This is a genomic window from Qipengyuania pacifica, assembly GCF_019711555.1.
Lineage (GTDB): Bacteria > Pseudomonadota > Alphaproteobacteria > Sphingomonadales > Sphingomonadaceae > Qipengyuania > Qipengyuania pacifica.
Genome location: NZ_JAIGNQ010000001.1, coordinates 93,415 through 118,775, shown reverse-complemented (window position 1 = coordinate 118,775; position 25,361 = coordinate 93,415). Strand labels below are relative to the sequence as shown.

The window sequence follows — 25,361 nt, the reverse complement described above, 5'->3', positions numbered from 1 at the left end:
GATCTGCTGAGGCAGGGATCAGGATTCGCGATCGAGAGTAGTTGCAAGCTCCAGTAACCGGGTGCCTTCCAGCTCGCCAACCAAGGCGAGCGCTGCCTCGCCATCTTCCCAGTACGCAACCGGAACGCCGTTGTTCAGTTCCATGGATGGGCTGTCGCCAATGGACGTGTCTTCTTCTGCTGCAAACAGGGATACTCGCTCGTCATCTGCCGTGACCATGGTCAGCACGACCGAATTTCCCAGATCGGAAGGGTAGAGCTGGGCATCGGTCACGACCCAGTCGACGGGAATTTCGGGCAGATCGACACCGGTGGCATCGAAAATCTCGCCTCTGTCGACGGCGCTGGTCTCTATTTGCGAAACCATTTTCGCGCGCACGCTGCTCGCGACATAGGCTTCCTGTGCTTCACTGATAAGCGATGCCGCGCTCGCGGGCGGTGCGAAATTCGCATCGAGCTCGTTGGCGATCCAACCGCTGGCGAACAAGGCGACTGCTGCGGCCAGCCGCATGAGTCGCTCGCGGCGATGGTTGTCGTTGCTCGCACGCAATTCGGTGTTCTGCGCCAGTCCAATACTGGCGATGGTAGGTGCCTGGATCTGTCCTGTGGTGGGAGCAAGCTCCTTCCCGGAGAGCGCCACCTTCTCTTTGCTGTAATAACAGGCAAAGAACGGATGGAGGTGCCGGTCTATGTAGGCATCGACATAGGCGATGTCTTCATTGGAAAGATAATCGACATAGCCCCCCACTTTCCCTCGGCGTACCTTGAAGCTTTCCGGATTATGCGGATCTGCCGGGCGTAGGCGTTCATGGCGGAAGCTGTCATGCAGCTCGGCCTTGCGCATGTTTCGGAACGATGCCTTTTCGACGATTTCCCGAAGCAGGGTTTCGTCCGGATCGGGAAGACCGAGAAATTCCGCCGTGCTGCGGATGACCTGCCGAGGATCTGCATGCATTTCCTCGTAAGAAACCCAGAGGAAATCACGCGGCACATAACGCGCATCGGCCCAGACATTATAGAACGCTACGATTGCGTCGATGCTGCCCTTTTCTTCGTGAATGAAGGTCGAGATGTCGCAATCGATCACCTTCATTCTGTTCTTGGCGTCGAAATAGTAGGATACCAGAACGTCACGCGGGTCGCGCGTGAGTAGCAGAACCCGCTTATTGCGATAGCGGGACTTGTCTTCTTCTACCTCGTGCCCGAACTTGAGGTTGGGGCTGTCGTCATGAGTGAAGCCGATATTCGGAATGTGTGACGAAAGTTTCCAGAAGTGCTGAAGCTCCATCGGGTTTTCGACCTTGAGCCCATATTGAGCGCACACCATGCTGCCGAGCATCGTTCGAAGCCAGGTTCTGCCGGACTTTGGATAGGACAGGACATAACCGTCTCTCGCCCACGCACTCGCTAGGCGCCTCATCGCGAGCAGCGCGCCTTTGTTCCGGATCGATTTGGGTAGAAGCAACTCGCCTGCCGAAAACGCGAAATCCCGGAAAAACATGCGAATCGCCATCAGACATGGCTCCGAGGTTGTTGATGTGCAAGCGAGCTCAATCAGTCGACAATAAAACGTCCCAGCTTACTTACCAGACCCGCAAATGGGGGTATCATTATGGTTAATGGGTGCGCCGAGACGGTACGATTCCCCTGGCGATGCAGCGCTTCAATGATCTCCGCGCCCGAAATCGGGTCTGGCATCGTCCTGGCCTTCCTCGATGATCGAGCGGCGGATGGTGCGGGTTTTGTCGAACAGGTCGAACAGCGTGTCGCCATCGCCATTGCGGATGGCGCGCTGAAGGCGGCTGAGGTCTTCGGTGAAACGGCCCAGTACTTCCAGCACGGCGTCGCGATTGGACAGGAAGACATCGCGCCACATGGTGGGATTGCTGGCGGCGATACGCGTGAAATCGCGGAACCCGCCGGCCGAATACTTGATCACCTCGCCCCGCGTCACATCCTCCAGATCGCTGGCTGTGCCTACGATCGTATAGGCGATGAGGTGCGGAATATGGCTGGTCACCGCGAGCACGAGGTCGTGATGTTCGGCATCCATGATCTCGACCGTCGCCCCCAATCCTTCCCAGAACCGGGTGAGCGCGTCCACAGCGTCCGGCGGTGTATTCTTGCCGGGCGTGACGATGCACCAGCGATGCCGGAAGAGCTCGGGAAATCCGGCGTCCGGCCCGCTATTCTCCGTCCCCGCGACGGGGTGCGCGGGAATGACGATGGCATCCGGAAGGGCGACCGCAAGGGCATCGCCAACGCTGCGCTTGGACGATCCGACGTCGCTGACGATCGTGCCGGGTTCGAGATGCGGTGCGATCGCTTCGGCAGCATAGCCCATCGCTCCGACGGGTACGCAAAGGATCACCAGATCCGCCCCGCGGACCGCCTCGGCAACCGTGTCGCAGACTTCGCCCACAAGCCGGCGCCCGGCTGCGCGCTGGCGCACATCGGCATCGGCATCCCATCCCGTCGTCGTCATGCCGGGTAGCATCTGCTGCACCGCCAGCCCGACCGATCCGCCGATCAGCCCGAGCCCGACGATGGCGACGCGTTCGATAGTCATGCCTGCGCTCCGCATAGACCGCGCAGCACGGCAGCGATCTCGTCCATCTGGGCCGATGTGCCGATGGTGATCCGCAGCGCCTGCGGCAGGCCCTGGCCGGGCAGGTGGCGCACGGCGTAGCCGGCCGCGGCGATGGCCTGCAGTGCAGTTTCTGCCGCAAGCGCGCCTTCGAATACTACCAGCACGAAATTCGCCTTGCTCGGCAGCGCGCGAAGGCCATGGTTCCCCAGCGCTTCGATCTGTTCGACGAAGCGTTTGCGTGCCGCAATGTTCGCATCCCGCGATGCGGCGACGAAGCTCTGGTCGGACAGCGCCGCCAGCGCCGCACGTTGCCCGCTCGCCGTGATATTGAACGCCCCGCGCAGCCGGTTCAGCGCATCGATCAGATGCGGCGCGCCGGTCGCCCAGCCCACGCGCTCGCCCGCGATGCCATAGGCCTTGGCGAACGTGCGGGTGACGAGCACATTGTCGTTGTTTGCGGCCAGTTCCATACCCCCATCGTCCTCGCCTTCGTCGAGGAATTCGGCATAGGCCTGGTCGATCACCAGCAGCACATTCGTCGGCAGCCCGGCATGCAGTCTGGCGACTTCCTTACGCGGCAGCCATGTGCCGACCGGGTTGTTGGGATTGTCGAGCAGGACGACCCGTGTGCGCTCCGTCACCGCGGCGAGCAGCTTGTCCACGTCAGGCGCATAGTCCGTGTCTTCAGCCAGCACGACCGTCGCGCCGACCTTGTGCGCAAGCAGGGGGTAGAGCGAAAAGGAATAGCGCGGGAACAGCACCTCGTCGCCGGGGCCCGCAAATGCCTGTACCGCGCCATTGAGGCATTCGCCAGAACCGGTGCCGCACACGATCCGCGCCGCATCGATGCCGTGAAGTGCGCCGATCGCTTCGCGCAGCGCCGTGGCGTCGGGATCGGGGTAGAGGCTGGGTTCATGCCCCTGCGCCAGAGCGGCGAGCACAGCCGGGCTGCACCCCATCGGGTTCTCGTTGGCCGACAGCTTGATCAGCTTGCGCCCGTCCTCACCCCTGGACTTGCCCGGAACATAGGGATGGATGCCCTCGATCCAGGGTTTCATGTGGGGCCGGTCCATTTTTTCGCTCGCTGCCATGTCAGTTTCTTCGCATGAAAGAATATCGGCCCTTCGACAAGCGCAAGGCTAGGCGATAGAGACAGGGTTTGATTGTTTCATCCCAAGGTCCGATTTGAACGCCCACTCGCAAACACTGACGCTCCCCGGCTCGCTGCCGCTCGATGGCGGCGGCGAACTGACGCGCGTGGAACTGGCGTTCGAAACCTATGGCGAACTGAATGCGGACCGGTCGAACGCGATCCTTCTGTGCCACGCGCTCACGGGGGATCAGTATGTCGCCTCGCCGCATCCGATAACGGGCAAGCCCGGTTGGTGGGAACGGATGGTCGGGCCGGGCAAGCCGATCGATACGGACCGTTTTCATATCATCTGTGCCAATGTCATCGGCAGTTGCATGGGTTCTACGGGCCCGGCGAGCGAGGCGAGCGATGGCCATCCTTACGCCATGCGCTTTCCCGTCATCACCATCCGCGACATGGTCCGGGCGCATATCGGGTTGCTGGATATGCTCGATATAGAAACGCTCCACGCCGTGGTCGGCGGTTCGATGGGCGGCATGCAGGCCCTCAGCCTGGCGGCGAACTGGCCCGATCGGGCACGCCGCGTGCTGGTGATCGCATCGACCAGCCGGCACTCGGCGCAGAATATCGCCTTTCACGAACTGGGCCGTCAGGCCATCATGGCCGATCCACGCTGGCAGGACGGGAGTTATTACGGCGGCGATGGGCCGGACAACGGCCTGGCCGTTGCGCGCATGGCAGCGCATATCACCTATCTTTCCGAAGAGGCGCTGACGGGCAAGTTCGGCCGCAACCTTCAGGACCGTGAGGCCAAGAGCTTTGGTTTCGATGCCGATTTCCAGGTCGAAAGCTATCTGCGCTATCAGGGCAGCGGATTTACCCGCCGCTTCGATGCCAACAGCTATCTCTATATCACGCGGGCGATGGATTATTTCGATCTGGCCGAAGAACATGGCGGCAAACTGGCCGATGCTTTCACCGGCACGGACGCGCGTTTCTGCCTCGTCAGCTTCGATAGCGACTGGCTCTATCCAACCAGCGAAAGTCGCCATGTGGTGCATGCGCTCAATGCTGCAGGGGCTGCGGTCAGCTTCGTCGAACTGTCTGCACCGCATGGGCATGACAGTTTCCTGCTTGATGTGCCGGCGCTTGACCGGGTGATCGGGGGGTTCCTGGGATGAGCGTGGCGGCAATCGATCAACGTCCCGATCTGGCAGCTATTGCCAGCCGGATCACGCCCGAAAGCAGGGTGTTGGATATCGGTTGCGGGGACGGCGTGCTGATGATGGCCCTGCGCAACAAGGGCTGCGACGTGCGCGGGATCGAAATCGACGGCGCCTGTGTCGAGCGCTGCGTATCGCAGGGCCTTTCGGTGGTGCAGGGCGATGCGGACAGCGACCTCGGCGATTATCCCGACAAGGGCTTCGATTATGCCGTCCTCAGCCAGACGCTGCAGACCGCCTCGCGGCCCGACCGGATGCTCGACGAATTGCTTAGAGTGGGCACGCGGGCCTTCGTCAGCTTTCCCAATTTCGCCCACTGGCGCACGCGCGCGGCGCTGATGTTCGGCGGGCGGATGCCGGTGACGCGGAGCATTCCGGTAAGCTGGTATGAAACGCAGAACATCCACCACGTCACGGTCCACGATTTTCGCGAACTGGCTCGCGAAAAAGGCGCCACGATCGTGCGGGACTGGTATTTTGCCGGCAAGCGGCCGGTATCGCGTGCGGGCGCCAATATGCGCGCCGAATTCGCTGTCTTCGAACTTTCGCGCTGATCCTTCAGGCCGGCTTCTTCGGTACGGCCGCCACCACCGGGTCGTGACCCCAGTGCCGCACCAGCGCGAGCACGTCGGCGCCAGCAAGGCCCAATGTCCCGGTATTGCGCAAGGGGTGGACGTTCATCCGGTCGCTTGTGGCGAGTTCCTCGTCGATTACCACGGTGATGCTGCCCGGCTGCGCCTCGATCATTGCCAATGGCGTCACAGATCCGGGCGCTACGCCCAGCAGGCGCTCCATATCATCGGCCTTGCCGAAACTGACGCGTTTGCAGCCGATGGCATGGGGAAGGGCTTTCAGATCGACCCGGGCCTTTGCGGGAACAGTAACCAGCCAGAAAGCCCCGCCTGCATCCTTCAGGAACAGGTTCTTGGTGTGAGCGCCGGGAATATCCGCGTCGATCGACCGGCTTTCCTCGACGGTGAAAACCGCGGCATGCTCATGCGCGGCAAACGGGATCGCAAGCGTCGCCAGGTCGGCCAGCAATCCCGCTTCGCCTCTTTGCACGTGGTTTTACGATCCGATGCGGTGAAGGGCACACAGCTTGTTGCCATCGGGATCGCGCAAATAGGCGAGATACATGCCCGAACCGGGGCGTTCGCCCGGCGGGTCTTCGATCGCGGTGCCGCCGTTCGCCACGCCAGCGGCGTGCCATGCATCCGCCTGCTCCGGCGTCATCGCAAATCCTACGGTGCTGCCGTTGCCGGGGGTGGCATCCTTGCCGTCTATCGGTTTGGTGACCAGGAAAGCCCCGCCGTTATGAAGATACATAAGGCGCCCTTTTTCATCGACGATGGCTTCCTTTCCGCCGATCGCCTTGAAGGTCGCGTCGTAGAATGTTTTCGACCGATCGATGTCGTTCGAACCCACCATCATGTGACTGTACATCCGGTACTCTCTCCTTTGAGTTTCGATTCGCCACCTTAAGCGCTCGCCATAGGCTGGCAAGCCGCGATTGGCGCTGGTCGCTTGCGGTTCAGACTGGCAGGTCTAGAAGCGCGTCATGCTGACCTTTCTCGCCCCCCTCGCCCTGACGCTAGCCCAAACGACGACCGGCGCGCTGCCGCTGCCGAAACTTACGCTCGAACAATCGAGTGCGCTGCGCTGTTCGGTCGCCTTCGGCATCGTTCATCGCCAGCAGGCTGAGGGGGACGCTGCGGCAGCGCAGTATCCCGCCATGGCGCCCCGCGGGCAGGAATTCTTCGTCCGCGCAACTGCACGGCTGATGGACGATCTGGGCGCGGATCGCGAAACCATCATGGCGCTCGTGAAAAGTGAGAGCGCGGATCTGCTCGATACGCCCGAACGGATCGACGAGGTAATGCCCGCCTGTCTGATGATGCTGGACGCATCGGGGCTGTGAAGCTGCGTTCAGACAAAAGTCACCGCGCGCGGCCTAAATCGCTCACCGAATCGCAGATTTCGCCGGGGTCTTTCATGCGCAAACTCGTACTTCCCGTCATGCTCGGTGCGCTAACGCTGCCCGCACCTGCCGTTGCGCAGGCTAATGTGGATGATGCAGTGGCGGCATTTGGCGATCTGAGCCACCAGTTGCGCGACCCAGAGCGCCAGCGCGAAATGAAGCTGATGATGCAGGCAGTGACCGAAGTGCTGCTCGACATGCCGATCGCCCCGCTGGCGCAGGCTGCCGCCGATATGGCGGGTGAGAAAGCGCAGGATATCGATCCCGCTCTCACATTGCGGAAGATGGCACCCGAAGCAGGCCGTGTCGGCGGTGACATGATGCGCAGCCTGCTACGCGCTGTGGAAGCTAACGAAGAACGTCGCGAAGGCGGGAAATAAGCCCCTTCTTTTCGGGTTCGCGCAGCAAATCGACCAGAATGGCGGCATCGTAAGGCTTTTCCAGAACGCAGCCGAGCGCGGCGATATCTTCGGGAATGTCCTGCGGCGCACCGGTCGAAAAGATGATGCGCGGGCTGTCCGGCCCAAGGGTGCGGACCAGTTCGGCAATCGCCCAGCCGTCGTCTCGGTCGGCCAGATGAACGTCCAGCACGATCGCATCGGGGCGTTCGTCACGAAGATGTTCCATCGCCTCTTCGGTAGACGTCGACAAGGCAACCTGCTTCACGCCGGCATCCAGCAGCGCATTCTCTATCGTGAGGCCGAGCACCGCGTCATCTTCGACCACCAGCACAAAGGCAGGCAGCTTCTTACGCGCGGTCGTAACGGATTGCTGCTTCATCGGGTCTCTTGAAATTGGCGAGTGCCGCGCTTCATCCAACAACGGGATGGTGGCCGCCGGGGTTCCCGGCAGTTGCATTTCAGTTCCACGCCGTGGCGCAAATACGACAGCCGATAACTCTCAGGAGTTCAGCGACTTTTCGAAAATGGCATATTCGCGATTGATGGTGCTCTGTATCGCATCGGCAATCGCCATCATCCCCTGATTGTCGTCGAGGATCCAACCAATTTCCGCCCGGCGGGTCTCGTATTTGTCTACCGCTACGTCACGGATCTGGCTGATCATCATGAAGGCCAACTGGCTGGCGAGCCGCGAATTGTGCAGCTCTCGAAGCACGCCCATGAGTGGTACACGCATGCCCATCCGCCGCGGCTTGCGTAACCAGCGAAGGATATGGAACCAGCCGAACGGAAACAGCTTGCCATCCACCTTGCGCAGCACGTCGTTCATATCTGGGAACGTCAGCATGAACGCGACCGGCTTGCCGTCCAGTTCGGCGATCAGATTGAGATCGGGGTGGATGATCGGCTTCAGTTTTTTGCCGGCATAGGCGATCTCGGCATTGGTGAAGGGCACGAAGCCCCAGTTGTTGGACCACGCATCGTTCAGGATGGCGAGGATGGTTTCCACTTCCTCGTCCCACCGGCTGACATCGACGGGACGCAGGGTGATGCGATCGTTACGCTGCCCCGACTGCACGATGCGGCGGATCAGCGGCGGAAAGTCGCTGGTTACGTCTAGATCGTATGTCAGCAACGTCTTCGTACGCGAGTAGCCTGCACTTTCGATCCATTCGCGGTAGATGGCAGGGTGGTGCCCCATCATGATCATCGGATCGTGATCCTGCCCTTTGACCAGCAGACCCGGTTCTTCCCAGATCGACATCGATATCGGCCCGATGGCACGGTTCATGCCTTGGCTGGCGAGCCATTCTTCGGCGCGTTTCAGCAGAGCATGGGCGACGGTTTCGTCCTCGGCGTCGAAATAGCCGAACATGCCGGCGCCCGGGCCAAATCCCTGCTCGCGCGGCAGTTCGAGCGCCAGGCGGTCGATATGCGCGGAAATGCGTCCTACCGGCTTGCCGCCGCGACGGGCCAGGAAAAGCTGGTGTGCGGCATGGCCGAAAAACGGGTTCTTTTCCGGATTGACCAGTTCCAGCTGTTCGGAGCGCAGTTGCGGGACCCAGTGTGGTTCACGCGCCGCAAAGTCGCGACCGGTATCGACGAAGGCCGCCCGCCCCGCCTTGCCCTCGACCAGTTCAATCACCACATTTGCATCGGACATTCGCGCAATACCTTCGTTCAGATTGCGTTAGCCCTGAGTGCGCTAGCTGATCTTTGTCAAGGAAACGCGGATGCGCGATCACTATGATCGACAGCGGGTGCTGTATCGCTCGCGTTATTTCGGCTAAGGCCTCCCGGGAAGCTTAATAATGAACGTGCAACAGACACAGATTTCGGCCGCCGATATCGTCTCGCGTCGTGACGCGGGATCGGGCTGGCACGCGCAAATTCCGGATGACAAGGCGATGCTCCGGGCCGCGCGCGATCTGACCAAGGACATCTCCGACCATCGGGCGGACATCTACTGGCCCGATATGATCGGATCGGCGCTGGTTGGCTATGTCTTGCTGGCAGGCGCGATTCTTGTCGAAAGCGTGCCTCTCGCCATTGGACTGGGCGTTCTGGCGGTGCTCGCGCTTTATCGCGCGCTGTTGTTCATCCACGAAATTTCGCATTTCAGGAACGGTGCCTTGCCGGGTTTCCGCACCGCATGGAATGCGCTTGTCGGTGTTCCGATGCTGACGCCTTCCTTCATGTACGAACAGGTGCACACGCTGCACCACAAGCGCACGCAATACGGGACCACCGCGGATCCCGAATATCTGCCGCTGGCGCTGATGAAGCCACTCAGCCTGCCAACCTTCGTGCTCGTCGCGCTTCTTGCGCCTGCTGCGCTGCTGTTCCGCTTCGCCGTGTTGGTGCCGCTGGGCGCGCTCTTTCCGCCCGTGCGCCAGCTGACGTGGCAGCGTTTCAGCGCGCTGGCGATCAATCCCGAATTCCGCCGCCGCCCGCCCGAAGGCGATCTGCCGCGGCGGGTGTTCTGGCTCGAGCTCGGCGGCATGCTGTGGAGCTGGGTGCTGATCGGCAGCATCTTTGCTTTCGGCTGGAAGCCATTGCTGGTGGCCCTGGCGATCTTCTCCGTGGTTGCCGTGCTCAACCAGCTGCGCACGCTGGTCGCGCATCTGTGGGAGAACGAAGGCGACGCGATGACTGTGACCGCGCAGTTCCTCGACAGCGTCAACGTGCCGCCGCCCGGGCGTATCGCCGAACTTTGGGCCCCCGTGGGCCTGCGCTATCATGCGCTGCACCACCTCATGCCCTCAATGCCCTACCACTCCCTTCCCGAAGCGCATCGCCGGCTGGTGGCGGAGCTGGAGAATACCTCGAGCTATCATGGTGCGAACCATGCCGGGATGGGCGTGCTGGTCGCACGGATCGCGCGCAACACCATGCGCCCGCGCGGCTGACGGCGCGCTGCGCAGCAAAAAGGCCGCTCCCCTCGGTGGGTGGGAACGGCCTTCGCATTTCACCCTGCCATCGACAGGGTAAACCAAACTTTTCCCGGCCTATTCTTCCGTGCGGATAAGCACGGTTTCCCCGATCAGCAGGAACAGCAGGAACGGCGACCAGGCTGCAAGGAAGGGCGGATAGCCGCCAAAACTGCCCATGGCCAGCGCTGCGTTGTCGACCACGAAATAGGCAAAGCCCAGCGCCATCCCGATCACCGCGCGCACGAACAGCTGGCCCGACCGCGCCAGCCCGAAAGCGGCGACGGCGCCCAGCAGCGGCATGAGGAAAGCCGAGAGCGGCCCCGAAATCTTGTGCCACCATTTCGCGCGCAGTTCGGATGTGCGGCGGCCGGCGCGTTCGAATTCCGCGATCGAGCTTCCCAGCGTCCAGAAGGGTTCGCCATCGGGGTCGATCTTCGCCAGGTCGATCTGTTCGGGCAGCAGGCCTTCGCCCACCACGACACTGGCCGGATCGTCGGTCACGGCATTCTGGACGTTGAAGCGGGTCAGTCCCCCATCGAGCCGCCATCCCGGCCCGGCATAGCGTGCCCGGTCCGCATCGATCTGTTCCACGATCATCCCGTCGGGATTGCGCCGGTACCAGGTCACCTTGCGCATGGCGATCGCCTCGCCCGATCCGGCGACATAGGCGGCGGTCAGGATATTGTCGCCATCGGTCAGATAGACGTTGGTCTTCACCCCGCTTTCCGTCGGGATCGGCCCGTATTCGACCGCCTCCCACGCCTTTAGCGTCTGGGTCGATTTCGTCACGACCTGTTCGTTGAAGACGAAGGTCGCCACCGACACGATGCCTGCCGTCAGCAATAGCGGCGCGAGCACCTGATGCGCCGACAGGCCGGCCGCCTTCATCGCGATCACCTCGCTGTTCTGGTTCAGCGTCACCAGTGTGATCAGCGTCGCCAGCAGCACGGAATAGGGCAGGAAGCGCGAAATAAGCTGCGGCACGCGCAATCCCGCATAGGTCAGCAATTCGCCTTGCCCGTTACCCGGTACGGCGAGGATTTCGCCGCTCTTCGACAGCAGGTCCAGCATCAGCAGCACCAGCACCAACACGAACAGCATCGCCGCGATGCGTACGGTGAAGAGCTTTGCCAGATAGACGGTCAGCGTGCGCGAGGGGAAGAAGTCGAGTTGCATCGGATCCCGTTATTCGGCCGCAGCCAGATCGATCTTGACCGAACGGCGACGGAACAGCCTGCCGATCCGCTTGGTCATCTTCTCGAACCAGATTTCCAGCGCACCGATGGCCTGCCCGCCGGGTACATGCGCCACCCGCCAGTACATCCATATGATCAGTGCCGCGAACAGGAAGAATGGCCCCCACAATGCCAGGATCGGATCGACCCGGCCCAGCGCGGCGACATCTTCGCCGTACTGGTTCACCTTGTGATAGGCGACCACCATCACGATGGACAGGAACACGCCCAGCGCGCTGGTCGATCGCTTGGGCGGTACGCCCAGCGCCACGGCCAATAGCGGCATCAGCGCCATCATCACCACTTCCACCAGCCGGAAGTTGAAGCTTGCCTGGCTGGCGTCGCGCTGCCCTTCCGGCAGCGATGAATTCCACCCGATCCGCAGCAGTTCGGGCAGGATATATTCGCGTTCGGCATCGCCGCGGGCGCGGAACTGGTCGACCGTGGGCAGGTCGATCGGCAGATCGTGCCGGGTAAAGGTAAGGACGCGCGGCGTCTGGCTGCCGGTTTCCTGCACGATCGTGCCATTGGTCAGGCGCAGGATGATCGTGTCGGGATTGTCGGACGTTGCCAGGAATGCGCCTTCCTTGGCGGAAATCGACAGCACCTGGTTCTTGTCGTTCGCCACGCGGGCGAAAATGCCCTGCAGCCGGCGGCCATCGTCTTCGCTGCCGTCGATCCGCAGCGCCATCCGGTCGGCCAGCGTGGTGAATTCGCCCACCTTGATCGATGCGCCCAGCGCACCCGATCGCAGTTCGTATTCCATCTGCTCGTAATAATAACGGCTGACCGGCTGGATGAAGAACACCAGCGCCACATTGACGATCATCAGCACGGCCGTGATTGCAAACGGCACGCGCAGCAATCGCCCATAGCCGAGGCCGACGGCGCGAAACACGTCGAGTTCGCTGCTGGTCGCCAGCTTGCGGAAGGCGAGCAATACGCCCAGCAGCAGTCCCAGCGGAATGGCAAGGCTGGCATATTCGGGCACCAGCGCGATCAGCATTTTGAACACGACGCCGACAGGGCCGCCTTCGACCGCGACGAAATCGAACAGCCGCAGCATCTTGTCGAGCACCAGCAGCGATGCCGCGATGGCGAAGACCGACAGCATCGGCACGATGACGAGCCTGAAGATGTAACGGTCGATGCTGGGCAGGAACTTGAGCAAGATTTCGCCGGATCAGTTGTCTTGGACCACGGCCCTAGCGCGCTTTTGAGCGCAGGTCATGCCCTTCGTGGGCGTGGCCGGGAATTCAGGCCTTTTCGAGCGTGCATTGCAGCGGGTGCTGGTTCTGCCGCGCGAAATCCATCACCTGATGGACCTTGGTCTCGGCCACCTCGTACGGAAAGATCCCGCATACGCCCACGCCCTTCTGGTGAACATGCAGCATCACCCGGGTCGCTTCTTCCATGTCCATCTTGAAGAACCGCTTCAGCACGATGACGACGAATTCCATCGGCGTGTAATCGTCGTTCAGCAGCAAAACCTTGTACTGGCTCGGCTTCTTGGGCTTGGCCCGGGTCTTGGTGGCAATACCCAGCTGGCCTTCGCCGTCACGCGATTCGTCGTCGTTTCCGGCGGCGCGGACGGGCAGGCGGGGCGGGGAATAAAACATTACGTGACCCATTATCGTATCGGTTTGCCAAATCGCAAGGCGTCAGCGGCCAGCAAAGCCATTTGCAGGACAAGAAAGCACGGCTGCGCGGCGTAAACGACAAAAAATGGGCCGGATGGTTCGAAACCATCCGGCCCACGGTGTCCAATTCGCCGGGCTTTGGGAGAGAGGAGAGAGGGCCCGGCGGAATTGAATTCGGTCGAACGCGCTCAGGCGGCCTTCGAAACCTTGTCGACGGCCAGGCTCATGCGGTTCGAAACCGGTGCGAAGGCTTCGTTGGCCAGCTTCAGCATGGCTTCCGTGTTCTTCGAAGTGGTCGAAACCATGGCGTCGAAATTGCGGCGGGCGATTTCGCCCTGCAGCTGGAACAGTTCGGTCGGCGATTTGATCGCGGCGAACTTCTTGACGTCGCCCTGGACGGTTTCGGCAGCCGACTTGGCTTCGTCCATATAGGTGCGGCCCATGTCCTGCATGCCGGCAGCCAGGATCTTGCCCGATTCGACCAGCGCTTCGATGTTGCCCTTCTGGAACTCGACGGCGTCCTTGGTCATTTCGGTGCCCTTTTCATAAGCGGCCTTGGCGCGGGTCTGCATGTCGGCAGCCATTTCTTTCGCCTTGGCGGTATATTCGATATTGGTGGTCTTGTTGGCAGTGGCCATGATCGTATCCTTCAACTGGGAAATCGAACTGCGCTTGGCGGGTGTCGCCTCGGCAGGAGCGCCCTTGGTCGAGGACGCCGGTGTAGTCTTGGCAGCAGCGGTTTTCGGTGCGGCCTTCTTCTTCTTTGCAAGTGCCTTCTTCGGCTTGGTCTTTCCTGCAGATGCCTTCGCCTTGGGGGCGGGCTCGGCAGCAACGGCCTTGGCGACGGCATCGGCCTTGACCGGAGCGGAAGCTCCAGCATCGACAGCCTTTTCGACTGCCTTGGCGTCTACCGGCTGCTTGGCCGAATCCGCGGTCTTTTTCTCGGCGGCGTCGGCAAATGCCCTTTCAGCGGCCGCATCGATTTTACTCTGGCTATCAGCCATGGGAGACCTCGCTTTGTTGCACTGCACAAAATAGGCATTGCACCCGCGAAGTCAAGGATTTTTTGTGCAGTGCACAATAATCCGGAAAGTCTATTCGCGTCCGCTACTTAGCGTGTCGAAACATACCGTCCCGGCGCATCTTCGATGACCGTGTCGCCTTTGCCACCGGGCTTGCGCTTGCCCTTTGCGGGTACGGTCGCATCGTCCTGCTGGCGCAGCCAGTCGATCCAGTCGGGCCACCAGCTTCCGGGATGTTCTTCGGCGCCCTCGCGGAACTCTGCCAGCGTGCGGGGCGATCCGTCATTGGTCCAGTACTGGTATTTCTTCGCATCGGGCGGATTGACCACGCCCGCGATATGGCCCGAACCTGCCAGGACGAACTTCAGCGGCCCGCTGAAATGATCGTTGATCCGCCAGACGCTCTCGGCAGGGGCGATATGGTCTTCCTTGCCGGCCTGGACATAGGTCGGTGTTTTCACCAGCCCGATATCGACCGGCGTGCCGTCCACGCTCAGCGCGTCCGCCTCGACCAGCTTGTTGTCGCGGTAAAGGTCGGTCAGATATTGCTGATGCCATTTGGCGGGCAGATTGGTCACATCGCCGTTCCAGTGCAGCAGGTCGAAGGCGGGATAATCCTCGCCCAGCAGGTAATTGCTGACCACGTAATTCCAGATTAGATCGGTGCCGCGCAGCATGTTGAAGGTCGCCGCCATATAACGACCGTCCAGATAACCATCGGCGCTCATCGCCTTGACCATGCCCAGCTGGTTGTCGTCGACGAAATTCAGCAGTTCGCCCGCCTTTTCGAAATCGACCTGTGCGGTGAAGAACGTCGCGCTCTTCACCTTGTCCTGCTCGCCGCGGCGATGCAGCAATGCCAGCGTCGCCGCCAGCGTGGTGCCGGATACGCAATATCCGATGGCATGCACATGCTTCACGTCCAGCCGCTCGCGGATGTGGTCGATGGCGTCCATCTGGGCGCGTACGTAATCGTCCCAGATCACGTTCTTCATGCTGGCGTCGGCCGATTTCCAGCTGACCATGAACACCGTGATGCCCTGTTCCACCGCCCAGCGCACGAAGCTCTTCTTGGCGTTGAGGTCCAGGATATAGAAACGGTTGATCCAGGGCGGGAAGATCACCAGCGGCACGTCCAGCACCGTTTCGGTCGTCGGGGAATACTGGATCAACTGGTACATCGGCGTTTCGTGAACGACCTTGCCGGGCGTCACGGCGATATTCTCGCCCAGCTTGAAGGCGCTGGCATCGGTATGGGACAATTGCCCGCGGCGCAGATCGGCCAGCAGATGTTCCATGCCTTTCACCAGATTCTCGCCGCGTGTCTCCAGCGTGCGCTCCATCACTACCGGGTTCAGCAACGGAAAGTTCGCCGGGCTCGCCGCTTCGGTGATCGTGCGGGTGGTGAAGCGCAGCTGTTCGCGCTTGTCGTCCGACAGGCCCTCCATCTTGTCGACCATGTCGGCCACGCGTTCGGCCAGGAACAGATAGGTCTGGTGGATCAACGCATAGGCGGGATGGGCACGCCAGCGCGGATCGGCAAAGCGCCGGTCCGTGCGCGGCAGGTCTGGCTCGCCCTTCGCTTCGGGCTGGCCATCCGGACCAAGGCCGTACTGTCCCAGCACCTGCTGCCACATCGCCATGCCTTCCTGCATCAGCGCCTGTTGCTGCGCAGGGTTGGCGATCGGCATCTGGCGGTACCAGTCCTGCGCCAGCTTCATCCAGCGGGTCGGGTCCATATAGGCGGCCAGCGCCTGCGGGTTGGTCAGCTGCTCGGTCTGGTATTCCAGCCACATCCCCTGCAGCTTCGCGCCGACGGCGGTCCACTCGCGCATGTCCTCCGCGCTCAGCGGCGTTCCGGAACTCGCCTCGGCGAAGGGCGCGAACATCGTGCGCGCGAATTTCGCGGGTGCTTCGAACATGTTGGTGAAGGGATCGGGGCCGTCGTCGGTCATTCTCGCTCCTCTGGCGTTTCAAGCGCCTGTTTGGGCAGCAATAGGATATTACGCGTCTGCTTGCACCTGCGGCGTTTGCACCTGCATGGTGAATAGGTAATCAGTGTGACTCAACCAACGCCCGAAAGAGCTCGAATGTCCGACGAATTCTACCGCATCAAGCGCCTGCCACCTTATGTCATCGCCGAAGTGAACGCGATGCGGCATGCGGCGCGGCGCTCGGGCAAGGATATTATCGATCTCGGCATGGGCAATCCGGACCGCCCGCCGCCCCAGCATGTGATCGACAAATTGTGTGAAGTCGCGGCCAAGCCCAGCGCGCACGGCTACTCCCAGTCGAAAGGCATACCGGGCCTGCGCAAGGCTCAGGCGAATTATTACGGCCGCCGTTTCAATGTGGATCTCGATCCCGAACGCGAAGTCGTGGTGACGATGGGATCGAAGGAAGGCCTGTCGTCCATGGCGACTGCCATCACCGCGCCGGGCGATGTGGTGCTGGCGCCAAGCCCCAGCTATCCGATCCATACCTTCGGCTTCATCATTGCCGGCGCCACCATCCGCAGCGTGCCGACCACGCCGGACGAACATTACTGGAAGGCGCTCGACAACGCGATGGCCTATACCGTCCCGCGCCCGACGGTGCTGGTGGTGAACTATCCCAGCAATCCCACGGCGGAAACGGTCGATCTCGCCTTTTACGAACGGCTGGTCGCCTGGGCGAAAGAGAACAAGGTCTGGGTCCTCTCGGACCTCGCCTATTCCGAACTCTATTACGACGGAAAGCCCACCCGCTCGATCCTCGAGGTGCCCGGCGCCAAGGACGTGGCGGTCGAATTCACCTCCATGTCCAAGACCTATTCCATGGCCGGCTGGCGGATGGGTTTCGCGGTCGGCAATCAGGAACTGATCTCGGCGCTGACACGGGTGAAAAGCTATCTCGATTATGGGGCCTTCACTCCGATCCAGGCGGCCGCCTGCGCCGCGCTCAACGGGCCGCAGGACGTGGTGGAAGAAAACCGGGCGCGCTATCAGCATCGCCGCGATGTGATGGTCGAAAGCTTCGGCCGCGCCGGATGGGACATTCCCTCGCCGCCCGCCAGCATGTTCGCCTGGGCACCGATCCCGGAAGCCTTCCATAATGTCGGCAGCCTGGAATTCTCCAAGCAGTTGCTCGAACATGCCGGCGTCGCGGTCGCGGCAGGTGTGGGTTATGGCGAAGAAGGCGAAGGCTTCGTACGCATCGCCATGGTCGAAAACGAACAGCGCATCAGACAGGCCGCCCGAAACGTGAAGCGTTTTCTCGCCGAACACGGCTGATCAAACGTATGATTGACATGTAGGCGGCGAACCGTCGGCGCCGGGAGAGAGGATTTAGGCATGAATTTCCAGGATCGCGTTTCGATCGATCTCGCCGATAATGGCGTGGCACAGGTCCGCTTCACGCGCGGCGACAAGATGAATGCGCTTGATGGCGCGCAGTTCGAAGCCGTGCTGGAAGCGGGCCAGGCCCTGCGCGAAATGAAGGGTTTGCGGGTGGCAGTCCTATCGGGCGAAGGCCGCGCCTTCTGCGCCGGGCTCGATCTGTCCAGCATGGCGGCCGGCGGCTCGAACCCGCAGGCCAGGCTCGTCGACCGCACGCACGGCAATGCCAACCGCGCGCAGGAAGCCGCCATGACCTGGCGCAAATGCCCCGTCCCCGTCATCGCCGCCGTCCACGGCGTCTGCTTCGGCGGCGGCCTCCAGATCGCCAGCGGCGCCGACATCCGCGTGGTCCATCCGGCAACGCGCATGGCGGTTATGGAAATGAAGTGGGGCCTCGTCCCCGACATGGGCGGCTATGCCCTGTGGCGCAGCCTGGTGCGTGACGACATCCTTCGCGAGCTGACCTATACCAACCGCGAATTCTCTGGCGAAGAGGCTCTCGGCCTGGGCTTCGCCACCATGATCGACGACGATCCTCTGGCCAGGGCCACCGCGCTGGCAGAAACCATCGCCAACAAGAACCCCGACGCCATCCGCGGCTCCAAGCGCCTGTTCAAGGTCATGCAGGAAGAAGGCGAAGATGCCATCCTTCTGGCAGAAAGCCGCGAACAGGATAGCATCATGCGCACGCCCAATCAGGTCGAGGCGGTCATGGCGGAAATGGAAAAGCGCCCGCCCCGCTTCGCCGACTGAGGCGCTGGCCGCTTGCACTTTGCGACATCCGTCGCCAAATTGCGAGCGCGGCCCGGTATGGCCGAACTGACAGGAGCAAGGCATCGATGAACATCTGAGCGAAAATTCGTCCTTTCCGACAATTCTCTGCTCCGGTGATCCATGCCCAATCTCGTTCTCGATTCCGTTTCCGTCGCGACTCCCGACGGTACTCCGCTTTTCCCGGCCCTATCGCTGACCGTCGGTCGCGAAGCCGTCGGTCTGTTCGGTAGGAATGGATCGGGCAAGACCACGTTGCTGCGCGCGATCGCGGGTGACGGTTCGTACTCCGGCTCCATCCTATGCAATGGCGCCGTCGGCTTCCTGCGGCAGGAAAGCATTGCAGGGGATCGTATGGTCGCAGATGTGCTGGGTGCTGCGGAAGACCTGGCACGGCTGCGGCGGATAGAGGAGGGAAGGCCGCGCGACGACGATCTCGATCGTGCCGACTGGACCCTGTCGGCACGACTGGAGGCGGCGCTGGCGCAGGTCGATCTCCCCACAGTCGACTGGACCCGCCCCTATGCGGGTTTCAGCGGCGGAGAGCGGATGCGATTGAAGCTGGCCGCGCTGCTGCTTCCCGAACCCACTATCCTACTGCTCGACGAACCGACCAACAATCTCGACCGCGACGGGCGCAATGCCATTATCCGGCTGTTGACGGAGTGGCAGGGGGCGATCCTGTGCGCCAGCCACGACCGCGAACTGCTGGAAAGCGTCGACCGCATCGTCGATCTGTCCACGACCGGGGCCAGGGTGTTCGGCGGTGCCTGGTCGGCATTTCGCGATTTCCGCGATGCGGAGCGCGCTCGTACGATCGACGCGCTCGAGACGGCAAAGGCGGATCACAAGGCGGCGCAGCGCACCCAGCAGCATGAACTGGAAAAGCAGGCTCGCCGCGACAAGCGCGGCCGCGCCGTCGCCGCGCGCAAGGCGGAACCCAAAATGCATCTCCATGCCCAGCAGCAGCGGGCGGAGAAGACTGGCGCCCGCACGCTGGCTGTCGGGGAGGATTTGGCCCGCACAACGCAGGAGGCGCTGCGCGATGCGCAATCGCGGGTCGAGCGCGTGGTGCCCGTGCATATCGAGCTTGGCTCCTGCGGGCTGTCCTCGCGCCATGTGCTCGTCGATTCTTCGGGTGTGGCATGCGATTTCGGCCCGCGCCGCCTGTTCGGCCCGCTCGACATCCATATCCGCGGCCCCGAGCGTATCGCGCTCGTCGGGGCGAACGGATCCGGAAAGACCAGCCTCATCCGCCTGCTGACCGGTGCAGCCGAACCCGCCACCGGGCAGATCGAAGCGGACCGGGATCGTATCGCCGTGCTCGACCAGCACCTGGCATTGCTGGGTGATGATGAAACGCTGATCGCCGCGATGCGACGGCACAATCCGGCGCTCGATCGGCAGGAGGCGCATGCTGCGCTGGCCCGGTTCGGCTTTCGGGGCCACTGGGCCGACCGACTGGCAGGTGCGCTGTCCGGCGGGGAGAAGGTGCGGCTGGCTCTGGCCTGTCTGTTCGCGCGGCCGGATCCGCCGCAATTGCTGATCCTCGACGAACCGACCACCCACCTTGATATCGACGCGATCGAACTGCTCGAAAAGGCCTTACGCGATTATGACGGAGCCATTCTGTGCGTCAGCCATGACGAGGCATTCTGCAGGGCTATCGTGCTGGAGCGGGAAATCTGTCTCTAGCCGGAACGGAGAGGGCTCGGCGCCCGCTCGGTCTCCTGCACCTAGCCGAAGATCGCGGCGCTCTGCATACCGTCCAGCACTTGATGGCCGTCGGCATTCCAGAGGCGAAGCCGCTCGGAAGAATAGCCGTGATCGGCGTGCTGGCTGGCATTTTCCGACAGGAACCAGCCATCCCGTGTGGTCGGTTCGGTGTCGAGCAGGTTGAATGACCAGTTGATCGAACTGAGCGGACCTTGTCGTTTCATGACTCGCATCGCGCCTGGCGGAAGCACATCGCCCATCAGAATGAGCTGCGATATCGGATCGAGCGCGTCGCGATCGGTCAGGCGCGCCCACCGCCGCACGATCGGCGCGCCCGGGCCCCTCACATCCTGCGCGCGGCGAATCTCGAAATTATTGGTGATGAAGGCCGGCCCCTTGCCATTCATGGCATCCTCCGCATCTTCGGGCGGCCCGGGCCATTCCTCGATCGGTGCAGCGGGGTGGACTGCATTCGCCTCGCGCAGGGTGCCAAACAGCCAGAAAGCGCTGAGCGCACACTGGCCTTCGCACCACAGTTCGCTGCGCACCTGCGTCACATTGCGCCCCTGCCGCACGATTTCGCGTCTGACCTCGATATCTGATCCGGTCGGCGCCACGAAGGCGACCTGTGCGGCGCGAAGGGGTGGCAGATCGGGAAAGGCGCGGGTGGCTGCAGTATAGGCGACAAGCGCCGATGCACCGCCGTAAAGCGTCCGGCCCTGCATCCACTGGTCGAGACCGGAAAAGCATGTTTGCCCGCCTTGGGCCGTGATCGGATCGAGAAGATTGGCAATGCTCATGGTCGATCACATTGCCGCTAACCGGCCACGCGTAAAGACTGACGTTACGTAAGGTGTCATGTGGTGATTGCCTTTGGGTGCGAGAATCGCTAGTGCGCCGCTTCCCGTGCCGAGAGGCCGGGCGAGGCCCGATGGCGGAGTGGTTACGCAGAGGACTGCAAATCCTTGCACGCCGGTTCGATTCCGGCTCGGGCCTCCACTTCTCGCAGCAGTGCGAAAGTGCCGCTTTAGCTCAGTTGGTAGAGCACATCATTCGTAATGATGGGGTCAGGTGTTCGAGTCACCTAAGCGGCACCATTTCAGGTCAAAACTGGGCACCACGGGCATTCCTGGCTTTTCTCCGTGAATGAGGGCTGCTTCGAGAGCGCGTTTTGTGCCCGAAATGACGATTTCGTCATTTGAAACCGTGACCCGATCCACGAAGAGTCTGACCCAAGCCCGGCGAAGGGCTGCATCACCATTGCGCATGCGATCCGCTAGCGTTCGGCCGAATCGTTCAACTACTTCTTTGCGCTCTTCGCTTGCCAGTGCGGGAGAGGCAGCATCCTCGATGCCTGCTGGTCCGCTTTATCAGCCGGGCGTGCCGATCTACGAAACCTATGCCAGCGTCCTGCAAAGCCTCAACCGCGTATCGACACTCGAAGAACGCGTCGGCGATCGCTCCTGGATGAACGGCGAGGGCAGGGCCGATGGATTGTGGGGCCGGACCACCGGACGCTACGGCACATACGATCCGGTCCGTTCGACCGGTGGTGCAACCTTCGACACCACGACCTGGGAAGCGGAAATCGGCGTAGATTTTTCGGTCAGCGAGAGTGAGAACGGCGCGCTGGTGGGCAGCGTGACCGGACGCTATGTCGATGCAGACAGCGATGTTCAGTCGGTCTACGGCAATGGCGATATCGATGTCGACGGGTTCGGTGTGGGTGCTGCACTGACCTGGTATGGCAACGAAGGGACCTATGTCGATCTGCAGGCTCGCTCGACGATCTACGACGCCGACCTTGCCTCTGCCTTGATCGACGAGCCGCTCAAGGATGGTAGCACTGGCCTGGGCTATGCCTTCAGCATGGAGGCGGGCAAGAAGTTGGGTCTCGGCGGTCCATGGTCGCTGAGCCCGCAAGCCCAGTTCAACTATTCCAGGATCGAATACTCCGCCTTCGCCGATCCCTTCGGGGCTGACGTCTCCTATGATGGCAAGGCTGCGATGATCGACCGTCTCGGCCTTGGCATCGACTATGACAGCGCGAGCGAAGCTGCCGATCCGGCAAAGGATCGCCTGCATCTCTTCGGGATTGTGAATGTCTATCATAATTTCCGCGATAGTCAGCGCACACTGGTGAGCGGCACCCGCCTGACGCAGGAGCTGGGACGTACCTGGGCCGGCGTCGGATTGGGCGGGACCTACAACATCGATGGAGGCCGAGTGGCCATCTTCGGACAGATCAATGCCAATACCGGCCTGGATGAATTCGGCGACAGCTACGAACTCGACGGCCGTGTCGGGATGAGGGTTAAGTTTTGAACCTGGCAAAGGGCCGCGCAGGTTTGCTGCGTGGTCCGTTGCTTTAGTTAGGACTGCTTCGAATTTCTAGAACGAGGCCGGTTGCTACCGTTTTCATCCTTCTTGTGCATCAAGCCGTTGGCAGCTTCCCAATCCCGGCACCCCCCATTCCGGTTTCCACCCAAAACCAGGCGTTTTCGACGCTCAAAATGTGATCGCCACAAGTATCAGATTTTGGTCAGGGCCTGCTCCGGTGGCCGACAGTCTGCTCTGGGCGATCGAAGCTAGAAAAAACGCTATTCTCGTCACGACTCAAAGGCGGACATTTCAGAATGGTCCACTTCTCCCCATTTCGGAGGTTCGAGCTGTCGCTCTTTCGATCATAGTATCGATGGCAGCTATGCGCCCCATAATCTGTCATTCGAGAGTTCTGCGAATTCAGCCGAAAGCTGCCGTTTGTTCAGGGCCGCAGGGCCTGCGTCACGGGGATGCGCGGCCTCGTTTCCCGGAAGCGATGGTCGATGTCCAATCCTGAACGGAATCAGCTGCCCTGCCCTCCGTGCTGTGAGGAAATTCCCGAGAGACCCATCGCCACCATCGCTTCGATACGGGACACCGCGTTGTCCGGTTTCATATCCCCTGCGGTCAGTTGCACCATCAGGCCCTGGCACAGGCTCAACCAGTAGGGCACGCCTTGCAGTTCCGCCTCGGGCCGCGCCTGACCTGACCGGACCGCTGCGGAAATGTCCGCGGACACGCCCCGGTTGAGCGGATGATTTTCGGAAGGCATTCCGTCGCCCATCCGCAAAAGCATCTGCGTGCGCTGCCTGTTCGAAAGCGCGAAGTTGCCAGCCACCCGCATCCCGTTGGCCAGCCTGTCCATCGGGTCGGTGACGTCGCGATTTGTCGTCGCGACCAGATCTTCGATCTCCAGCCGGATTTCGCTGGCGATCGCGCCAGCAAATGCGTGCTTGTCCGCGAAATGGTTGAAGAACGTTCCTTTGGCTACGCCCGCGACAGTCACGATTTCGTCGATCGGCACAGCGTCGACCGGCCGTTCTGCGAATAGCGTGAGGCCGGCCTGCAACAGAGCCGCCCTGCTCTTGCCTGGGCGGGAACGAGGCAAACTCGGCTCGGCGACGCTGCGTTTCGAATCCATATTGACCGTATAGTCAAAACCGGTAGTATGACCAAATAGTCAAAAAGGTCTGAGGGAGAGATCCGGTGGCAATCATCAAGATCGAGGATATCGCTCACGTGCGCTTCTCTGCGCCCGATCTTGCTGAGATGGCCCGGTTTCTCGACGATTTCGGCCTCGCCACGCGGGTCGAGGGCGGCAAGCTGTTCGGCCGTGCGGGCGATGGCCGGCCGTTTGTTCACGTGACCGAACAGGGTGAGCCCGCTTTTCTCGGGCTGGGTTTGCTGGCGGCGTCGATCGACGACTTGCAAAAGCTGGCGGATGCCGAAGGCGTCGCCGTCGAGGCCTTCGACGAAATCGGTGACGGACACGTCGTTCGCCTGATCGACCCGGACGGTTATCGGGTCGAAGTCGTTGCCGGACAGCGGACGCTACCGGCGGAGCGGTCCCCCGCCGATCCGTTGATAAACACCGCCGCGCAGAAGCAGCGACTGCGGCAGTTCGTGCGGGCCGAACACGGTCCCGCCCATGTGCGCCGCATCGGTCATTGCGTGCTCGGCGTCTCAGATTTCCGCAGATCGGAGAAATGGTACAAAGATCGCTTCGGCTTTCTGACCTCGGACGAGGTCGAAGCGGCCAAGGATCTGCCGCTCGGCGCCTTCATGCGCTGCGACCGGGGCGACATACCGAGCGATCACCACACCCTTTTCCTGGCCCAGCTTCCCGGCAAGCCCGGCTTCATGCACGCCGCGTTCGAAGTGGCGAACTTCGAAGACCTGATGGTTGGCCACGCGCATCTCAGGGCGAAAGGCCGGACCCAGGCGTGGGGCGTGGGGCGGCACATCATGGGCAGCCAGATCTTCGATTACTGGAAGGATCCTTGGGGCCACGAGCTGGAGCACTGGACCGATGGCGATCTGCTGACCGCCAGCGATCCGCCCCAGAAGATGCCGATGTCGAGCCTGCTCGCCGTGCAGTGGGGTGCGCCGCATCCGATGTTCGCCGGTAAGCGCCCGCCTCCGCAGGGCGTCGTGCGGTTCGTCACCGCTTTGAACATTCGCCTCAGGCGCATGGTGCGTCGTCAAGCGAGGAAGGAAGTCGCATGAAGCTCGCCACCTATCTCGGGGACGGAAAGCCGCGCATAGGGATCGTGACGGAGGGCAGGCTGGTTGACGCCGGGTTCGACGGCAGCATGATCGACGTGATCGCGGCCTGGGAAGACCTGAAGCCGCGCTTCAAACAGCGTGTGACGGGTGCCGGGATTCCGCTGAGCGATGTCCAGTTGTGCGCGCCCGTGGAACGGCCCGGCAAAGTCTGGGCCATCGGGCTGAATTATGCCGATCACATCGCGGAATCGAACATGGAAACGCCGGTCAGGCAGGTCTGGTTCACGAAGGCACAGACGAGTATAAACGGACCCTATGATCCGATCCTGATCGCGCGCAACGCGCCCTTCGTCGATTACGAGGCGGAGTTGGTCGCAGTGGTCGGCCGGAGGTGCAAGCACGTTGCCGCGGCCGACGCCGCCGATGCGATATTCGGCTATTGTGTCGGCAACGACGTTACCGAGCGCATGTGGCAGCACGCCGGACCGCAGTGGTCGCTTGGCAAGTCGTTCGATACCCACGCGCCAATCGGTCCGTGGATCACGACGGCGGACCAGATTAGCGATCCGCATGCGTTGGCGATCACCTGTTCCGTGAATGGCGAGGTGCGGCAAAGTTCGAATACCGAGCACCTCGTGTTCGACCTCTGGCAACAGATCGAACACCTGTCGGCGGCGATGACGCTTGAGCCGGGCGATCTGATTTTCACCGGGACTCCGGGCGGTATCGGGGCCGCGATGGAGCCGCGCCGCTTCCTTGCCGCCGACGATGTCGTCCGCTGCGAGATCGAGGAGCTCGGCTACATCGAAGGCACGATGAAGGCGGAGGCCTGATC

Annotated in this window: 25 protein-coding genes and 2 tRNA genes; 13 read left to right on the top strand and 14 right to left on the bottom strand. The window is 61.9% G+C overall.

The window, feature by feature from the left end:
- Positions 1-18: 18 nt before the first annotated feature.
- The 3 genes from K3177_RS00630 to K3177_RS00620 all read right to left on the bottom strand — a co-directional run bounded on the left by K3177_RS00630 (position 19) and on the right by K3177_RS00620 (position 3,647).
- Positions 19-1,512, bottom strand: coding sequence for a sulfotransferase domain-containing protein (locus K3177_RS00630; protein WP_221596344.1), 1,494 nt, complete (start codon positions 1,510-1,512; stop codon positions 19-21).
- Between the two features lie 150 nt (positions 1,513-1,662).
- On the bottom strand, positions 1,663-2,568 hold the full coding sequence (locus K3177_RS00625) for a prephenate/arogenate dehydrogenase family protein (RefSeq protein ID WP_221596342.1): 906 nt from the start codon (positions 2,566-2,568) through the stop codon (positions 1,663-1,665).
- Positions 2,565-3,647, bottom strand: coding sequence for a pyridoxal phosphate-dependent aminotransferase (locus tag K3177_RS00620; RefSeq protein WP_247714178.1), 1,083 nt, complete (start codon positions 3,645-3,647; stop codon positions 2,565-2,567). Before K3177_RS00620 ends, K3177_RS00625 begins: the two co-directional genes overlap by 4 nt.
- Before the next feature lie 127 nt (positions 3,648-3,774).
- On the opposite strand from K3177_RS00620, the gene metX reads away from it, so the two are divergent.
- Complete coding sequence (gene metX / locus K3177_RS00615) at positions 3,775-4,863, top strand: homoserine O-acetyltransferase MetX (protein WP_221596338.1); 1,089 nt, start codon at positions 3,775-3,777, stop codon at positions 4,861-4,863.
- A gap of 11 nt (positions 4,864-4,874) precedes the next feature.
- Complete coding sequence (gene metW / locus K3177_RS00610) at positions 4,875-5,459, top strand: methionine biosynthesis protein MetW (RefSeq protein WP_420493664.1); 585 nt, start codon at positions 4,875-4,877, stop codon at positions 5,457-5,459.
- 4 nt (positions 5,460-5,463) lie between these two features.
- On the opposite strand, the gene K3177_RS00605 is transcribed toward metW, so the two are convergent.
- Together K3177_RS00605 and K3177_RS00600 are read right to left on the bottom strand one after the other, a co-directional pair.
- Complete coding sequence (locus K3177_RS00605) at positions 5,464-5,946, bottom strand: prolyl-tRNA synthetase associated domain-containing protein (RefSeq protein ID WP_247714177.1); 483 nt, start codon at positions 5,944-5,946, stop codon at positions 5,464-5,466.
- A gap of 27 nt (positions 5,947-5,973) precedes the next feature.
- Positions 5,974-6,348 carry a VOC family protein gene (locus K3177_RS00600; RefSeq protein ID WP_103022241.1) on the bottom strand — a complete coding sequence of 125 codons (375 nt, stop codon included), beginning with the start codon at positions 6,346-6,348 and terminating at the stop codon, positions 5,974-5,976.
- 115 nt (positions 6,349-6,463) lie between these two features.
- On the opposite strand from K3177_RS00600, the gene K3177_RS00595 reads away from it, so the two are divergent.
- Complete coding sequence (locus K3177_RS00595; protein WP_221596332.1) at positions 6,464-6,823, top strand: hypothetical protein; 360 nt, start codon at positions 6,464-6,466, stop codon at positions 6,821-6,823.
- A gap of 74 nt (positions 6,824-6,897) precedes the next feature.
- A complete protein-coding gene (locus tag K3177_RS00590; protein ID WP_221596330.1) occupies positions 6,898-7,263 on the top strand; it encodes a hypothetical protein in 366 nt (121 codons plus the stop codon).
- Here the strand turns inward: K3177_RS00590 and K3177_RS00585 are convergent.
- Positions 7,232-7,663: a response regulator gene (locus K3177_RS00585; protein ID WP_103022244.1), complete on the bottom strand. Its 432-nt coding sequence runs from the start codon at positions 7,661-7,663 to the stop codon at positions 7,232-7,234. The genes K3177_RS00590 and K3177_RS00585 overlap by 32 nt on opposite strands.
- Positions 7,664-7,783: 120 nt before the next feature.
- The gene (locus K3177_RS00580; protein ID WP_221596329.1) at positions 7,784-8,947 is read right to left on the bottom strand and encodes an N-acetyltransferase; all 1,164 of its coding nucleotides are present in this window, start codon (positions 8,945-8,947) and stop codon (positions 7,784-7,786) included.
- A 148-nt stretch (positions 8,948-9,095) separates the two neighbouring features.
- Here K3177_RS00580 and K3177_RS00575 point away from each other — a divergent pair, with 148 nt between their 5' ends.
- Positions 9,096-10,193 (top strand): fatty acid desaturase family protein, encoded by a 1,098-nt coding sequence (locus K3177_RS00575; protein WP_221596328.1) that lies wholly within the window; start codon positions 9,096-9,098, stop codon positions 10,191-10,193.
- A gap of 99 nt (positions 10,194-10,292) precedes the next feature.
- On the opposite strand, the gene lptG is transcribed toward K3177_RS00575, so the two are convergent.
- The 5 genes from lptG to K3177_RS00550 all read right to left on the bottom strand — a co-directional run bounded on the left by lptG (position 10,293) and on the right by K3177_RS00550 (position 16,069).
- The gene (lptG, locus tag K3177_RS00570; protein WP_221596327.1) at positions 10,293-11,393 is read right to left on the bottom strand and encodes an LPS export ABC transporter permease LptG; all 1,101 of its coding nucleotides are present in this window, start codon (positions 11,391-11,393) and stop codon (positions 10,293-10,295) included.
- 9 nt (positions 11,394-11,402) lie between these two features.
- Positions 11,403-12,623 carry an LPS export ABC transporter permease LptF gene (gene lptF, locus K3177_RS00565; protein WP_103022248.1) on the bottom strand — a complete coding sequence of 407 codons (1,221 nt, stop codon included), beginning with the start codon at positions 12,621-12,623 and terminating at the stop codon, positions 11,403-11,405.
- Positions 12,624-12,708: 85 nt separating this feature from the next.
- Positions 12,709-13,071, bottom strand: coding sequence for an ATP-dependent Clp protease adapter ClpS (gene clpS / locus K3177_RS00560; RefSeq protein ID WP_196846962.1), 363 nt, complete (start codon positions 13,069-13,071; stop codon positions 12,709-12,711).
- A gap of 209 nt (positions 13,072-13,280) precedes the next feature.
- Positions 13,281-14,096, bottom strand: a complete 816-nt coding sequence (locus tag K3177_RS00555; RefSeq protein WP_221596325.1) for a phasin family protein — start codon at positions 14,094-14,096, stop codon at positions 13,281-13,283.
- Between the two features lie 107 nt (positions 14,097-14,203).
- Entirely contained in the window at positions 14,204-16,069 is a 1,866-nt protein-coding gene (locus tag K3177_RS00550) for a PHA/PHB synthase family protein (RefSeq protein WP_221596324.1), read from the bottom strand.
- A 135-nt stretch (positions 16,070-16,204) separates the two neighbouring features.
- On the opposite strand from K3177_RS00550, the gene K3177_RS00545 reads away from it, so the two are divergent.
- The 3 genes from K3177_RS00545 to K3177_RS00535 all read left to right on the top strand — a co-directional run bounded on the left by K3177_RS00545 (position 16,205) and on the right by K3177_RS00535 (position 19,957).
- Positions 16,205-17,386: an LL-diaminopimelate aminotransferase gene (locus K3177_RS00545; protein ID WP_103022252.1), complete on the top strand. Its 1,182-nt coding sequence runs from the start codon at positions 16,205-16,207 to the stop codon at positions 17,384-17,386.
- Between the two features lie 60 nt (positions 17,387-17,446).
- Complete coding sequence (locus tag K3177_RS00540; RefSeq protein ID WP_221596322.1) at positions 17,447-18,244, top strand: crotonase/enoyl-CoA hydratase family protein; 798 nt, start codon at positions 17,447-17,449, stop codon at positions 18,242-18,244.
- Between the two features lie 141 nt (positions 18,245-18,385).
- Complete coding sequence (locus tag K3177_RS00535) at positions 18,386-19,957, top strand: ABC-F family ATP-binding cassette domain-containing protein (protein ID WP_221596320.1); 1,572 nt, start codon at positions 18,386-18,388, stop codon at positions 19,955-19,957.
- Positions 19,958-19,998: 41 nt separating this feature from the next.
- Here K3177_RS00535 and K3177_RS00530 read toward each other — a convergent pair whose 3' ends face one another.
- On the bottom strand, positions 19,999-20,778 hold the full coding sequence (locus K3177_RS00530) for an acyl-CoA thioesterase (RefSeq protein ID WP_221596318.1): 780 nt from the start codon (positions 20,776-20,778) through the stop codon (positions 19,999-20,001).
- 125 nt (positions 20,779-20,903) lie between these two features.
- On the opposite strand from K3177_RS00530, the gene K3177_RS00525 reads away from it, so the two are divergent.
- From K3177_RS00525 to K3177_RS00515, 3 genes are all read left to right on the top strand, one after another.
- A tRNA-Cys gene (locus K3177_RS00525) sits at positions 20,904-20,977 on the top strand.
- 22 nt (positions 20,978-20,999) lie between these two features.
- Positions 21,000-21,075, top strand: a tRNA-Thr gene (locus tag K3177_RS00520).
- A 253-nt stretch (positions 21,076-21,328) separates the two neighbouring features.
- Positions 21,329-22,303, top strand: a complete 975-nt coding sequence (locus K3177_RS00515) for an autotransporter family protein (RefSeq protein ID WP_221596316.1) — start codon at positions 21,329-21,331, stop codon at positions 22,301-22,303.
- A gap of 520 nt (positions 22,304-22,823) precedes the next feature.
- Here the strand turns inward: K3177_RS00515 and K3177_RS00510 are convergent.
- Complete coding sequence (locus K3177_RS00510; protein WP_221596314.1) at positions 22,824-23,441, bottom strand: TetR/AcrR family transcriptional regulator; 618 nt, start codon at positions 23,439-23,441, stop codon at positions 22,824-22,826.
- A gap of 65 nt (positions 23,442-23,506) precedes the next feature.
- Between K3177_RS00510 and K3177_RS00505 the strand changes: the two genes are divergently transcribed.
- Both K3177_RS00505 and K3177_RS00500 read left to right on the top strand, forming a co-directional pair.
- On the top strand, positions 23,507-24,526 hold the full coding sequence (locus K3177_RS00505; RefSeq protein ID WP_221596312.1) for a VOC family protein: 1,020 nt from the start codon (positions 23,507-23,509) through the stop codon (positions 24,524-24,526).
- Positions 24,523-25,359, top strand: a complete 837-nt coding sequence (locus tag K3177_RS00500; RefSeq protein ID WP_221596311.1) for a fumarylacetoacetate hydrolase family protein — start codon at positions 24,523-24,525, stop codon at positions 25,357-25,359. Before K3177_RS00505 ends, K3177_RS00500 begins: the two co-directional genes overlap by 4 nt.
- Positions 25,360-25,361: the final 2 nt, after the last annotated feature.

What these genes read in the sequence shown, in the direction of transcription:
- lptG (WP_221596327.1), bottom strand. Translation starts at nt 11,393, where the DNA reads ATGCAACTCGACTTCTTCCCCTCGCGCACGCTGACCGTCTATCTGGCA.
- K3177_RS00575 (WP_221596328.1), top strand. Translation starts at nt 9,096, where the DNA reads ATGAACGTGCAACAGACACAGATTTCGGCCGCCGATATCGTCTCGCGT.
- K3177_RS00500 (WP_221596311.1), top strand. Translation starts at nt 24,523, where the DNA reads ATGAAGCTCGCCACCTATCTCGGGGACGGAAAGCCGCGCATAGGGATC.
- clpS (WP_196846962.1), bottom strand. Translation starts at nt 13,071, where the DNA reads ATGTTTTATTCCCCGCCCCGCCTGCCCGTCCGCGCCGCCGGAAACGAC.
- K3177_RS00535 (WP_221596320.1), top strand. Translation starts at nt 18,386, where the DNA reads ATGCCCAATCTCGTTCTCGATTCCGTTTCCGTCGCGACTCCCGACGGT.
- K3177_RS00545 (WP_103022252.1), top strand. Translation starts at nt 16,205, where the DNA reads ATGTCCGACGAATTCTACCGCATCAAGCGCCTGCCACCTTATGTCATC.
- K3177_RS00585 (WP_103022244.1), bottom strand. Translation starts at nt 7,663, where the DNA reads ATGAAGCAGCAATCCGTTACGACCGCGCGTAAGAAGCTGCCTGCCTTT.
- K3177_RS00515 (WP_221596316.1), top strand. Translation starts at nt 21,329, where the DNA reads ATGCCTGCTGGTCCGCTTTATCAGCCGGGCGTGCCGATCTACGAAACC.
- K3177_RS00540 (WP_221596322.1), top strand. Translation starts at nt 17,447, where the DNA reads ATGAATTTCCAGGATCGCGTTTCGATCGATCTCGCCGATAATGGCGTG.
- K3177_RS00550 (WP_221596324.1), bottom strand. Translation starts at nt 16,069, where the DNA reads ATGACCGACGACGGCCCCGATCCCTTCACCAACATGTTCGAAGCACCC.
- K3177_RS00590 (WP_221596330.1), top strand. Translation starts at nt 6,898, where the DNA reads ATGCGCAAACTCGTACTTCCCGTCATGCTCGGTGCGCTAACGCTGCCC.
- K3177_RS00555 (WP_221596325.1), bottom strand. Translation starts at nt 14,096, where the DNA reads ATGGCTGATAGCCAGAGTAAAATCGATGCGGCCGCTGAAAGGGCATTT.
- K3177_RS00600 (WP_103022241.1), bottom strand. Translation starts at nt 6,348, where the DNA reads ATGTACAGTCACATGATGGTGGGTTCGAACGACATCGATCGGTCGAAA.
- K3177_RS00620 (WP_247714178.1), bottom strand. Translation starts at nt 3,647, where the DNA reads ATGAAACCCTGGATCGAGGGCATCCATCCCTATGTTCCGGGCAAGTCC.
- K3177_RS00510 (WP_221596314.1), bottom strand. Translation starts at nt 23,441, where the DNA reads ATGGATTCGAAACGCAGCGTCGCCGAGCCGAGTTTGCCTCGTTCCCGC.
- K3177_RS00630 (WP_221596344.1), bottom strand. Translation starts at nt 1,512, where the DNA reads ATGGCGATTCGCATGTTTTTCCGGGATTTCGCGTTTTCGGCAGGCGAG.
- K3177_RS00625 (WP_221596342.1), bottom strand. Translation starts at nt 2,568, where the DNA reads ATGACTATCGAACGCGTCGCCATCGTCGGGCTCGGGCTGATCGGCGGA.
- K3177_RS00580 (WP_221596329.1), bottom strand. Translation starts at nt 8,947, where the DNA reads ATGTCCGATGCAAATGTGGTGATTGAACTGGTCGAGGGCAAGGCGGGG.
- K3177_RS00595 (WP_221596332.1), top strand. Translation starts at nt 6,464, where the DNA reads ATGCTGACCTTTCTCGCCCCCCTCGCCCTGACGCTAGCCCAAACGACG.
- K3177_RS00530 (WP_221596318.1), bottom strand. Translation starts at nt 20,778, where the DNA reads ATGAGCATTGCCAATCTTCTCGATCCGATCACGGCCCAAGGCGGGCAA.